Here is a 12,342-nt window from a genome sequence, read left to right as displayed (position 1 = left end):
TTTCCTGCCCGTCGCGGACTTCAGCCGCCGCCGATACGACCTGATGTTCGAGGTGCAGGTCGCGGCCCCGGTTCATCTCGCCCAACTGGTGCTGCCGCGCATGCGGGAACGTCGCCAAGGGTGGATACTCAACATCTCGTCCAGGGCGGCGCGGCACCCGCACCTGCCGCCGAACGAACGCGCAACCCGCGGCGGCACCGTCTACGGCATGTGCAAGGCCGCGCTCGAACGGTTCACCAGCGGTCTGGCGGCAGAGATGTACACCGACGGTGTCGCAGTGAACGCGCTGTCACCCAACCGCGTAGTGCCGACACCGGGCACGCTCTTCCATCACCTCACCACCGAGGACGATCCGCGCGCAGAAGCGCCCGCGGTCATGGCGGAAGCCGCTCTTGCCCTGTGCGGCGGCGATCCCGGCCGCACCGGCCGTATCGCCTACTCCGCTGACCTGCTCACCGAACTGGGCATCCCGGTTCCCGCGTAAGCGTACCGATCGATCCGCGCAGAAGGGCTACCATGTGAACACCTCCCTGTCACCCGGATGGGTGCGAGTCGACTGTCACCTCCACACGGCGTACTCAGGTGATGCGGGTACCACCCTCGACGAGCTCGCGGCCCGGGTCACAGCCGCGGGGCTCGACGTGGTGTGCGTCACCGACCACCACACGCTGGGCGGGGCGCACGCCGCGCTGGAGCATGACCTCGGCGTACGGGTGGTCGTCGGCGAGGAGATTCGTACCCCCGCAGGCGAGGTTATCGGCCTCTTTCTCGACGACCGGATACCTTACGTGCTGCCACTCGATGAGGTGGTGGCCAGGATCAAGGCCCAACAGGGCATCGTGTACGCGCCGCACGCCTGCGACCAAGACCGCGCGGCACTCGGGGAGGAACACCTGGCCCGGTTGGCCGCGGCCGGCACGCTCGATGTGGTCGAGACTTTCAACGCCAAGGTGGCCGACGACACGTACAACAAGAAGGCAGCGAAGGTCGCACGTAGGCTGGGAATCGCGGAAGCGGCGGGATCGGACGCGCACGATGCCGCGGGAATCGGTGCCGCCTACGTGGAGATGCCCGACTTCGACGGCCCGCGCGATTTCCTGACCGGTCTGGCCGCGGGTCGGATCGTCGGCGAGTTACGCCCGCACGCCCCTCGTTACGGTGCTTCCCGTGCACGAGGCGATCCCGCGGTGCCGCCCGTGGCGTAAGGGACGGGCGAAGGAGAGGGATGCAGCCGGCTCTCCGACCTCGTGCTGTTGGGGCACGCCGGTCAGTGCGGCGAGATGCCGGCGGCAGGCGCTACCTGGTTCGCGGACCTGCGCGCCGAGACGACTCCGCCGCGGCACCCGGTTCCGGTCGAGTACTTCGCCCTCGAGGACCTCACCGATGGCCAGGGTGCGGTGACCCTCGAGGCCGTGCGTCGAGTTCGTGCACTGACCGACGCGGGGGAGTGCGTCGGCATCTACTGTCAGGCTGGGCCACAGGCGATGCCGGCAGTGGAGCTCCTGCGTTCGCTCGAGTCCGCGACAGAACGCCGGTCGCCGGAACAGGACGCGTAGCCGGTCGCGCGGCTACTTGATCGCCGGCGGGTTGAGCGGTGATTCTAAGGCCTTGGGGATGATCAGCGGTAGGCCGGACGAACAGGAACTCGTAGCGCCCGTTAGTGAGGCAGTTCGCTGCGAGGTCGTCGAGCTGCCATACCTCGCTCGCGAGCATGCCCATGCTCACGAGCAGGGTGAGATGCAGCGGTTGGAACTTCCCGGCCAAGCTCGTTCGGGCACACCTCCGCGCCCCAGGTATCGGTCGCGAGCGCGGCGACATGCCGCTCGTGGAACCACGGTGCGGTGAGGAGCGAGAGACCGGGAGCGTCACCAGCGCATCGTTCGTGATGCGAAGTGACGGCAACTTGTGATGGGCAAGACTGCTGGTGAGGGTCGCGGTCTGGGCGTTGTCCCAGGTAGATGCCGTGGCAGCCGGCGAGGACGGTTCTCATAATCCGTCGGTCGCGGGTTCAAGTCCCGCCAGCCCGACCATGTGATCTCTCGGGAGATCCGGTTCACAGCTCCGCCTCCTCCGCCGTCAGAACCTGCGTGGTGACCGCCTTGGCGAGCACTAGGTCGGGGTGCCCCCACGGGCGTGGCGGCGCGACCGAGGACACCGGCCAACTCCCCAGCGGTGGCGCGTCATTGGTGGCGTGTCGCAGCTTCGCGCCGGCGCGGTAGGCCGCCCAACACAAGCTGATCGTCACCAGTCGTGCCGCTGATCACGCTGCCGCCCTTCCCCATGCACGCAGCTTTCCTGCGCTCGGAGTACTACGGCGGCTCCGCCACGACCCGATGCCCACAGCGGGCGTCGCACCTGCCCACCGTCCGGCCGGCTGCCGGACGGTTCGGGCGGCACCGAGCCGCTTCCCACGTTCACTGATGTCCGTTCCGACGGGAGTCGGCGTCCAGTTATACCCCGATGGCATCGCTACGGGCCGCACATCGCAGTCTTGGCCCGAGCCTCCCGCCGCCCAAAACACACACAGACGACGAAAGCGGGCAAGCCAAAACCCACGGCCTGCCCAGCACCACAAGACGATCCATCCACCAGATTCATCAGATCGCCGACGACTGACGGGGCTTCTGCCACTGATTCGGTTTCCCTACGCCTTCCCATCCTCGCTAGCGGGCACGAGCCGTCTGGTAGTTCCGGCTCGCCCCTACATTGTCGAGGCTGCTCCCGGTCTCACCCCCAACCCGAGGTTCGACCTGCCTCCAGCTTCAACCGGTCACTGCGATGACCAGCGGCGGGCCTCTCATCCCGCACGGCTTCCATCAGCGCTTCGTGGCGCACGGGTCTTCTCGTCCACACACAGCACCAGCGCCCGCCCCGGCGGGTTCAGGTAGAGGCCGACGACGTCGCGGACCTTCTCGACGAACTGCGGATCGGTGGACAGCTTGAACGTCTCCTGCTTGTGCGGCTTGAGCCCAAACGCGTGCCAGATCCGCGGTCTTGCTGCTCGCCCTCGCCGTGCTCGCCGCCGCGGCCGCGACCGCGCTCACCCGCCTGCTGCGCCGCCTCGCCCGCTACGCCTCCCGCCTTGCCGGTGGGCTGCTGGCCGTCAGCGGCGGTTACCTCGTCTACTACTGGCTGCCGCCCCTGCTCGGCGGCACCCGTCCCTCCGGCGGTGGCCTCGCCGTCCTCGCCGGACAGGCCGCGACCTGGATCACCACCCACCAGGCCCTCGTCCTTTTCCTCGCCGCCGGCCTCATCCTCACCAGCACCGCGATCGCTATCGCCTCCCGCCGCCGGGCGGGTGCGTCACCGACCATGACCGAGACGATGCCCGAGACCGTGTCCGATGCCGACTGCTGCCCACCCTCTCCGTCCCCACGAAGCCGCGAGGACGCCGACCACGGCGCCCGCGATAGCACCCGCTGACGCCGGCCCTACCGGCGGCCACCTCCGGCTTGACCCGGTACCTAGATACCGGGTTTAGCGTGACGGTATGCGTACCGGTGAGGTCGCCGCCGCGGCGAACGTGAACATCCAGACCGTGCGCCACTACGAGCGCCGCGGACTCCTCCCGGAGCCGCCACGCCGCACCTCCGGATACCGGACCTACGGGCCAGACGCGGTGGCGATCGTGCGATTCATCAAACGCGCCCAGGAACTCGGGTTCAGCCTCGACGACATCGCGTCCCTGTTCGACCTGATGGCCGGCGGACTCGACGACTGCGACCAAGTCCGACAGCTCGCCCTCGACCGCATCACGCAACTGGACACGCGCATCGCCGACCTGCAGGCCATGCGCGACTCACTCGACCGGCTCCACATGCCACCTGCCCCGCGCCGAGCGGCACTGCCCCCTGCTCCGCGCGCTGGGCTGCGACCCAAGCCACTGCGAACCCGCCGCGACGGCCACCGACGCCTGAACAGCCTCCCACTGCGCCATTGCACCGCTCGGCCAGTAGCACCTTGGCAGCCGGGAGACGAGTCACCTCCCCGCGGTACCGCCAGCCGTGACACGAAGCGGCCGGTAGCCGTCGGTGTCGAGCTTGGCGAGCTCGCCGTCGATGTCGACGGCGTGGGTGCCGTAGAAGTGGACGTTCTCGTGATGTGTCGGCCAGATATGCGCGAGCACCTTGTCGTCGATGGACCGGCCGGCCCGTCGGAGCGCGGCGACGGCTAGGCCGTGGTACTCGGTGGTCCAGGTGACGATCGCGTTCGTCGCCAGCGTCAGGCACCACATCTGCTCGCTCTGCTGCTCGTGATGCCTCCGTCGGATCGCGCCGCCGCCGGCGTAGGCGAGTGATCGGCGCAGGGCGTGCAGGTTCTCGCCCTTGTTCAGCTGCCGGGTGATCCGCCGCCGGTAGGTTTCGTCCGCGAGGTACCGCGCGGCGTAGACGGTCCGGCGCAACGCCCCGTATTCCTTGACCGCACTGGTGAGCGCGTTCTGCTGCCGCTTCGACGAGCACAGCTTCCCCACCACCAACGCAGCGGTGGCGTGACCGCCCTTCACAGAGCCAGCAACGCGCAGCAGGTCGTCCCACATCTCGGTGACCAGTGCCGTGTTGAGCCGGCGGGTCAGCAGCGGCCCGCAGCGCGGGTAGCGGTCGGTGAACGCGACGCGGGGCCCGGTCCGGTACAGGGTGATCTTCCCCAGGTCCCGGATCCGCGGGGAGAGCTGCCGGCCGACCAGGTCGAACAACGCGAAGTTCGCCAGCGTCGCTCCGGCGGTGTCGGTGGTGTGCTCGACCAGCGGCAGGTCGGTCTGGTTACCGAGCAACGCATCCAGCACGTAGTGGCCCTCCGGCGCGGTCGCCACGATCACTCTCGTGTCGAACGTCGCATGCTGGTCCGACACGTGCGTGTACGTAGACAGGCCCTGGCCGCGGGCGAAGTACCGGGACAGGTGCCGCGCGGTCAGCGACTTGCCCTTCACCGGGAACCGCTGCCCATCGGAGGAGGACAAGGTCCCGGTGCCGAACGCCTGGGTCAGCGGCAGCCGGTGGTGGTAGTTGACGATCGCCGCGTTTACCGCCTCCAGAGTCTCCGGCCGGAGGTACCACTCCGCGGTCCACGCCAGCACGTCGTACGGAACCCCGGCGGACTCGGCCATCGCGGACAGGCCCATGTTCGTCGCCTCGGCGATCACCACATACAGCAGGTTGCGGCGTAGCTCCGGCGACCGGGCGACCTTTCCACCGGCGTGGACCAGGCGGTCGGTGAACCCCGTCCTCGCGTCGATCTCCACCAGCACCGACGCCAGCGGCACCCGCGGCAGCAGCCCGGCCAGTTCGTCGCGTAGCGCATCCGCCTCGGCCGGGATGTCTTCGGCGGTCAGCGGCGGGATCACTAGCTCCCCGTCCTTGGTGAGCCGCACCTCCCCGGCGGCGCTGTGGCCGAGCTGGCTCTCCAGATCGGACAGGCCCGTGTGCAGCTCGTCCTCGGCCTGCGCCAACGCGTCCGCGGACTTCAGTGGTTTGCCGACCAGGTGGCAGAACTCGACCCGCTGCGGTGCCCACTGCTCCGGGGCCAGGAGGAACGATGCCGGGTCGGCGTAGCGGCGGGAGCCGGGCACGAACACGTCCCCGGACCGCAACCCGTCGCGCAGCCCGAGCAGCACGCACAGCTCCCAGTAGTGCCGGTACCCGGTCACGTCCCCGGACCGTTCCGCACCAGTCAGGTATCCGGCGTACCTTGTCGGCACGAACCCGGTTGGCGCATCCGGCGGGACCTTCCGAGCGCCCGTCGTATACAGCTCCGCCAGCACGGACACGGCGTCGAGCAGCTCGGCGGTGCCGGGGCCGCCGGCGAACCGGATCGCTTCGAGCACGTCTGGGGCGAACTGTCGCAGGTAGCTCATGGACGCATCCAGCATCGCCAGGTGCCCGTGATCGCGAGGCAGCCGCTCCTGCCGTGCCGCCCAGGCGGCACGCATCCGGTCCATCCCGATATGCTCCCGCAGCGGGGGTTCTCCGAGACGACTGCGTACATCTACGCGTGCCGACGCCCAACATCCTCCCGCGGCCGTCAGCGTGCCGCCGTCGGTGTGTGCGGCGCGTAGCGGAGCACACCGGCGGACGTGCCGCGGCGCACCACGTCGCGGTCGGTCAGCACGTCCAGGTGCGCCTTGGTCTCCAGCACCGCGAGCATCCGGTTGAACGGGTCGAGTTCCTCGAGCTCGCGTTCCCTGCGGGTCCAGCGGAGGCCGCGGGCCACGTCGTGGACGGTCTCCGCGCCCGCGCGGACCAGGTCGAGCGTCCGCTCGAGGCGGTCGGCGTGGTGAGTGAGCAGCTCGGTCACCCGCTCGTGCGTGCTGTCGGAGACGGGTCCGTGCGCGGCGGCGAGTGTTCCGTCGGGGAGCGCGTGGGTCTTGCGCAGGGACGCGAGGAAGGCGGCCAGCGGCAGGGGTGTGGTCACCGGTTCGAAGCCGATGCTCGGGGTGATCCGCGGCAGTACGTGGTCGCCGGTGAAGACCAGTCCTGCCTCGGTGTCGTGGAACATCACGTGGCCGGTGGTGTGCCCCGGAGCGCGCACGACCCGCAGCGTGCGAGAGGTCAGCTCGACGGTGGCGCCGTCGGCGAGCCACTCGTCGGGGTCCTGCCAGACGCCGGTGGGCAGCCCGTGTCCCGCCCGCTCCGGGTCGACCTCGTCGACCAGCGACGCAGCTCCGCACGCAGGGAGCGCGCGCAGCTGCGGGTCGATGCCGTACACCCGTGACGCCCGCACCGCGGCCAGGGAGCCGCGCTCACCGGCCCCGAGGCTCACCGGGCAGCCGAGCTCGCGACGGAGCGCGACGGCGTTGGTGTAGTGGTCGCGGTGCACGTGCGTGGCCAGGCAGCGGCGCACGTCGCCGAGACGGTAGCCGAGCGTGGCCAGCCCTTCGGTCAGTTCTTGCCGTGCCAGCGACCCGTACTGACCGGGGTCGACGAGCACGACGCCGGGACCGTCCTCGATGACGAATGTGTTCACGGCGCGCAGCCCGTCGTCGGGGAGCGTCAGCGGTATCCGGTGGATGCCGTCGGCCACCGGGTAGACGCCGGGCTGGTACCACGGCTCAGCCACTGTCGGACCCGTCCGGCTCGTCCTCGACCAGGCAGAGCACGTCGCCCCGCGCCCTGGCGTCGCCGACCTGGACGGTGAGCCCGCGGACGACGCCGGAACGGTGCGCCGTGACCGGGTTCTCCATCTTCATCGCCTCGACGACGGCGACCAGGTCGCCCTCGGCCACCCGCTGCCCTTCGGTCACCGCGACCTGCACGACGGTGCCCTGCATCGGTGTCGTGACCGCGGCGCCGGTCGCGCCGGCCGTGCGGTCGCCGGCTACCTGCTCGCTTGCCTCGGCGCGGATCCGCTCGCCGATCTCGCCGAGCGTGCGCAGCCCGGGCAGCGCCACCCGCATCGCACGCCCACCGACGAACACGGTCACCGCGTCGCCGGCGTCGTCCTCGGTCGGTGCGCCGTACGGCTCGATGCGGTTGTCGAACTCGGTCTCGATCCACCGGGTGTGCACGGTGAACCCGTGTTCCGTGGTGAACGCGGGGTCCCGGACCACGGCGCGGTGAAACGGCAGCACGGTGGCGATGCCCTCGACGGACATCTCGGCGAGTGCGCGCCTGCTGCGTGCGAGCGCGGTGTCGCGATCGGGGCCGGACACGACCAGCTTGGCCAGCAGCGAGTCGAACTGGCCGCCGGTGACGGTGCCGGTCTCCACTCCGGAGTCGACCCTGATGCCCGGGCCGTTCGGTACGTGGAATCGGGTGATCCTGCCGGGCACGGGCAGGAAGCCGTTGCCCGGGTCCTCGCCGTTGATCCTGAACTCGATGGCGTGTCCCACGGGCGGGGGGTCGTCGGGGACGGTCAGCCGGTGCCCGGCGGCGATGCGGAACTGCTCGCGTACCAGGTCGACGCCCGTGGTCTCCTCGGTCACCGGGTGCTCGACCTGCAGCCGCGTGTTGACCTCGAGGAACGAGACCGTGCCGTCGGCGCCGACGAGGTACTCGACCGTCCCCGCCCCGTGGTAGCTGGCCGCCCGGCAGATCGCCTTCGCGGACGAGTGGATGGTCGTGCGCTGCTCGGCGGTCAGGTACGGGGCGGGGGCTTCTTCCACCAGTTTCTGGTGCCGCCGCTGCAGCGAGCAGTCGCGCGTGCCGACGACCACGATGGTGCCGTGCTGGTCGGCGAGGATCTGCGCCTCGACGTGCCGTGACCGGTCGAGGTAGCGCTCCACGAAGCAGTCGCCGCGACCGAACGCCGCGACCGCCTCCCGCACCGCCGAGTCGTAGAGGTCGGGGATCTCCTCGACGGTTCGCGCCACCTTCAGTCCGCGGCCGCCGCCACCGAACGCCGCCTTGATCGCGACAGGAAGCCCGAACTCCCGCGCGAACGCCACCACGTCGTCAGGACCCGACACCGGGTCCTCGGTACCCGGCGCCAGCGGCGCGCCAGCCCGTGCCGCGATGCGCCGGGCGGTCACCTTGTCGCCCAGGTCACGGATCGCCTGCGGTGGCGGACCGACCCAGGTCAACCCCGCGCCGAGCACCGCCTCTGCGAAGTCCGCGTTCTCCGACAGGAATCCGTACCCGGGATGGACGGTGTCCGCGCCGGTCGCCTTGGCCACGTCGAGCAGCTTGTCGGCGTCGAGGTACGTCTCCGCCGCGGTCGACCCGTAGAGCGGGTGTGCCTCGTCGGCCAGGCGCACGTGCGGCGCGTCCCTATCTGGGTCGGCGTACACGGCGACGCTCGTGATGCCCGCGTCCCTGCAGGCCCGGACGACGCGCACCGCGATCTCGCCACGGTTGGCCACCAGCACCTTGTCGATCGCACCGCTCAACAGACGCTCCTCCCGTCGGCGACCGCGGGCAGCACCTCGCCGGCGAACTTCTCGATCATCGGATCCAGCTCCGCGGCCAGGCACGCGGGCGCGAACACCAGCTCCTGCGCGCCCGCGTCCGCGTACTCGGTGATGCGCCGGACGACCTGTTCGGGCGTGCCGTACACCAGCAGGTGGGTGAGCCCGGTGAAGTCCTGCCGGTAGATGCGGCCGAGCTCGGCGACGGCCATCCGCCTGGCGTATGCGGGGTCGGCGTGCACGGCGGTCCAGCAGAACACGGCGCCGCGCACGGATTCCGGCGGCCGACCGTGGTCGGTGGCCTGCTTGCGTACTGCGGTCAGGCTGGTGGCCAGCCGTTCCGGCCCGACCAGGTACGGCAGCCACACGTCGCCGTACCTGGCGGCCCGCCGGACAGCTGCCTGGCGTCGCCCGCCGACCCAGACGGGCGGGCCCGGGCGCTGCACCGGTACGGGGTCGAGGACCTGGTCGGTGACCGTGGTGAACCGACCCCTGTGGGTCACCCGCTGCCCGGTGAACAGGGCCGCGAGCAGGTCGAGCGCCTCGTCGGCCCGGGCGCCGCGCTCCGCCGGGGAGACACCGACCGCCTCGAGCTCGCGCGGGTTCTCGCCGCCGACACCCACGCCGAGCTCGAACCGGCCGTGCGAGACGTGGTCCAGTGTCGCCACCAGCTTGGCGGCGAGCGCCGCGGGGTACGTGGGCAGGACGGTCAGCGCGCTGAGCAGTCTGATGCGCTCGGTCGCGCCGGCCGCCGCGGCTAGCGCGACGAACGCGTTCGCCGCGGGGCCGTGGAAGAACACGTGCTCACCGCAGCAGAAGTAGTCGAACCCCAGGCGCTCCGCGCGGCCGGCGAGCCGGGCCACGTCGGACTGGTCCTGACCGGGCGGGAACATCAGGCCGATCCGCATCAGCCGTCGCCCCCGCCGGGTGCCCGTGCCAGCAAGGCACGGGCGGCCCGTACGTGCACCTCGTCGACCATCCGGCCGCCCGCCTCGGCCACGCCTTCCTCGGCCGCACGCAGCACCGCGCGCGCCTCGCGTACCTCGTCCTCGGTCGGGGTGAACACCCGGTGCGCAAGCTCGACCTGCCTCGGGTGCACGAAGATCTTGCCGATGTAGCCGATGTCCCTGCCGCGACCGGCGTCGGCCAGGAACCGCCGGTCGTCGCGGATGGCCACGACCGCCTGGTCGACCGCGGCGACCTCGTTCAGGAACGCCGCCGCGCACACCTGGCTGCGGGCGTACAGCACCTCGAGGCCGTCGTCGGTACGCCGGCCGCCGATGTCGGCGGAGTAGTCCTCGGCGCCGAAGTACACCGCGTCGGGCCGCCCGGCGAGCAGCTCGCGGCAGTCGGCGACGCCGCGGACCGTCTCGAGCCCGACCACGACGGGCACGCCGGGCCCGAGCTTCGCCCGCACCCGGTCCAGCTCCGCCCGGTCCTGGTACTTCGGCAGAACGACACCGACCGACCTGAGCGCGGCGACGGCCGTCAGATCGTCCGCGAACCACGGCGAGCCCGCCGGGTTCACCCGGACCAGCACCATCTCGTGCGGCCGAAGTCCCCGGCGGTGAGAGCGGCCACCGTCGTGTCCCTCGCGGCCGCCTTGCCGTCCGCGGGTACCGCGTCCTCGAGGTCGACGACCGCGGCGTCCGGCGCGAACCGCGGCAGCTTGGCGACCATGTCCGGTCGCGACCCGGGTACGAACAGCAGGCTGCGCAGGCGGGGTGTCATACCGGACTCACCACGTGGTGCCGCCGGTGGCCGGAACGCTGCCAGCCGGACGCGGCACGCAACCGGCGCAGCAGCTCCGCACGCAGGTCCTGCGGCTGGACCACGGCGTCGACGACCACCTCGCTGCCCATCTTGGCGAGGGAGAAGTCACCGGCCTGCTCAGCCACCCGCGCGCTGACGAACGCCGCCCGCGCCGCCGGGTCCTCGATGGCCGCGATCTTGTTGGCGTACACCGCGTTGGTGGACGCCTCGGGTGACATGGTGCCGATGGTCGCCGTGGGCAGCGCGAGTGTGGCCCGTGGCTCGAAGCCGGGGGCGCACATCGCGTAGAACCCGGCTGCGTACGCCTTGCGCATCACCACGGTGAACTTGGGCACCTCGGCACTGGCCATCGCGGTGATCATCTTCGCGCCGTGCCTGATGATGCCCTGCCGCTCCACCGCCACGCCCACCATGAAGCCCGGCACGTCCTGGAGGAACACCAGCGGGACGTTGAACGCATCGCACAGCGAGACGAACCTGGCCGCCTTGTCCGCCGAGTCGACGAAGACGGCACCGCTGCGCACCGACGGCTGGTTGGCGACCAGCCCCACGACCTGCCCGTCGAGGCGGCCGAACCCGGTGACAAGCTCCGTCGCCCACGCCGACTTGACCTCGAAGAAGCTGCCCGCGTCGACCAGCCGCAGGATCACCTCACGCACGTCGTACGCCGCGTTGGGGTCGAGCGGGACCAGCCCGTCCGGCCAGCTCGCCAGCTCCGGGGCGGTGCCCGGCACGGTCGGCGGCGCGGACTGCCAGCTGTCCGGCAGGTACGAGAGCAGCAGCCGGGCGGCCGCGATCACCTGCCAGTCGGTGTCGAACACCTCGTCCCCGCAGCCGGACACCGAAGCGTGCATGACGGCGCCGCCCATCTCCTCCAGCGTGGTCCGCTCGCCGGTGACCTTCTCGGCCACCCGCGGGGAGGCGAGGTACATCGACGCGTTGCCGTTGACCATGCCGACCCAGTCGGTGAACGCCGGCATGTACGCGCCGCCGGCCGCGGACGGCCCGTGCAGACAGCAGATCTGCGGCACCCGGCCGGACAGCCGCACCTGCAGGTTGAAGATGGCCGACGCCCCACGGCGTCCGGGGAAGAAACCGAGCTGGTCGGTGAGCCGGCCGCCGGCGGAGTCGACGAGGTAGACGACCGGCATCAGATCGCGGTCGGCGCGCTCGAGGATGCGGATCTGCTTCTCACAGGTCAGTCGTCCCCACGAGCCGGCTTTCACCGCGAAGTCGTGCGCGATCACGGCGACCGGTCGACCCCGGACCGTCCCGACGCCGGTGAGCACGCCGTCCGCGGGTAGCTGGTCACCGGTGGCGTCCGCGAGCAGGCCGTCCTCCACCCAGCTGTCCGGGTCGAACAGCAAAGCGATCCGTTGCCGTACCGGCAGCTTGCTGGTCCAGCGCGAGGAGTCCGCACCGGCGAGCGCCGCCGCGGCGGCGGCCTCGGCCTCGGTGATCCCCGCCACTACCCGCTCCACGGTCGGGTCCGTGCCGTCCTCGGTCACTAGGGCACCATCCTTGTTGTGGGCACCGGTACGGTGCTCGCTGTTGGGACTCGGCGGGAGCCGGGGTGACGGCCTAGTTCGGTCGCTCGTTGAGGGCCTGCATGACACTGCCGCCCCCGGTTCTCGCGGGGCCGTGGACCGGCAACAGGGAGACGCGCCGTAGAGCGCCGGTTAGTGACCGCCCGGGTGTCGGCCTCGTCGCCGCCGGGTCGTCGCTGCTGC

The 12,342-nt window shown here is 70.9% G+C and carries 8 protein-coding genes and 5 pseudogenes; 5 read left to right on the top strand and 8 right to left on the bottom strand.

All coding sequences use genetic code 11. The features are described from left to right. The 3 genes from GEV07_28935 to GEV07_28925 form a co-directional block, all read left to right on the top strand. Nucleotides 1-484 (top strand): SDR family NAD(P)-dependent oxidoreductase (locus tag GEV07_28935; protein ID MQA06559.1); only part of this gene is annotated, 484 nt, incomplete at its 5' end. A 157-nt stretch (nt 485-641) separates the two neighbouring features. Beyond that, nucleotides 642-1,205 (top strand): phosphotransferase, encoded by a 564-nt coding sequence (locus tag GEV07_28930; GenBank protein MQA06558.1) that lies wholly within the window; start codon nt 642-644, stop codon nt 1,203-1,205. A 48-nt stretch (nt 1,206-1,253) separates the two neighbouring features. After that, nucleotides 1,254-1,556 (top strand): hypothetical protein, encoded by a 303-nt coding sequence (locus GEV07_28925; GenBank protein ID MQA06557.1) that lies wholly within the window; start codon nt 1,254-1,256, stop codon nt 1,554-1,556. Nucleotides 1,557-2,053: 497 nt separating this feature from the next. On the opposite strand, the gene GEV07_28920 is transcribed toward GEV07_28925, so the two are convergent. Continuing rightward, complete coding sequence (locus GEV07_28920; protein ID MQA06556.1) at nt 2,054-2,245, bottom strand: hypothetical protein; 192 nt, start codon at nt 2,243-2,245, stop codon at nt 2,054-2,056. 588 nt (nt 2,246-2,833) lie between these two features. Then, nucleotides 2,834-2,989, bottom strand: a pseudogene (locus GEV07_28915) (IS630 family transposase). Here GEV07_28915 and GEV07_28910 point away from each other — a divergent pair. Both GEV07_28910 and GEV07_28905 read left to right on the top strand, forming a co-directional pair. Beyond that, a pseudogene (locus GEV07_28910) lies at nt 2,985-3,200 on the top strand (hypothetical protein). The pseudogenes GEV07_28915 and GEV07_28910 overlap by 5 nt on opposite strands. 290 nt (nt 3,201-3,490) lie before the next feature. Beyond that, nucleotides 3,491-3,917: pseudogene (locus tag GEV07_28905) on the top strand (MerR family DNA-binding protein). Nucleotides 3,918-3,979: 62 nt separating this feature from the next. Here GEV07_28905 and GEV07_28900 read toward each other — a convergent pair. The 6 genes and pseudogenes from GEV07_28900 to GEV07_28875 form a co-directional block, all read right to left on the bottom strand. Continuing rightward, a pseudogene (locus tag GEV07_28900) lies at nt 3,980-5,941 on the bottom strand (Tn3 family transposase). A 77-nt stretch (nt 5,942-6,018) separates the two neighbouring features. Continuing rightward, complete coding sequence (locus tag GEV07_28895) at nt 6,019-7,053, bottom strand: MBL fold metallo-hydrolase (GenBank protein ID MQA06555.1); 1,035 nt, start codon at nt 7,051-7,053, stop codon at nt 6,019-6,021. Beyond that, nucleotides 7,046-8,809, bottom strand: a complete 1,764-nt coding sequence (locus GEV07_28890; protein ID MQA06554.1) for an ATP-grasp domain-containing protein — start codon at nt 8,807-8,809, stop codon at nt 7,046-7,048. The genes GEV07_28895 and GEV07_28890 overlap by 8 nt, the downstream gene beginning before the upstream one ends. Before the next feature lie 8 nt (nt 8,810-8,817). After that, nucleotides 8,818-9,747: an LLM class flavin-dependent oxidoreductase gene (locus GEV07_28885; GenBank protein MQA06553.1), complete on the bottom strand. Its 930-nt coding sequence runs from the start codon at nt 9,745-9,747 to the stop codon at nt 8,818-8,820. After that, nucleotides 9,747-10,570: pseudogene (locus GEV07_28880) on the bottom strand (CoA ester lyase). Before GEV07_28880 ends, GEV07_28885 begins: the two are co-directional and overlap by 1 nt. Continuing rightward, entirely contained in the window at nt 10,567-12,093 is a 1,527-nt protein-coding gene (locus tag GEV07_28875; protein ID MQA06552.1) for an acyl-CoA carboxylase subunit beta, read from the bottom strand. The pseudogene GEV07_28880 and the gene GEV07_28875 overlap by 4 nt, the downstream one beginning before the upstream one ends. Nucleotides 12,094-12,342 lie beyond the last annotated feature (249 nt).

The sequence above is a fragment of the Streptosporangiales bacterium genome (assembly GCA_009379825.1).
GTDB lineage: Bacteria > Actinomycetota > Actinomycetes > Streptosporangiales > WHST01 > WHST01.
Note: the sequence above shows the minus strand (reverse complement) of the source record. Positions and strands in the feature narration are given on the sequence as shown.

Coding starts and splice junctions, on each gene's coding strand:
- GEV07_28885 (MQA06553.1), bottom strand. CDS start 9,747: ATGCGGATCGGCCTGATGTTCCCGCCCGGTCAGGACCAGTCCGACGTG.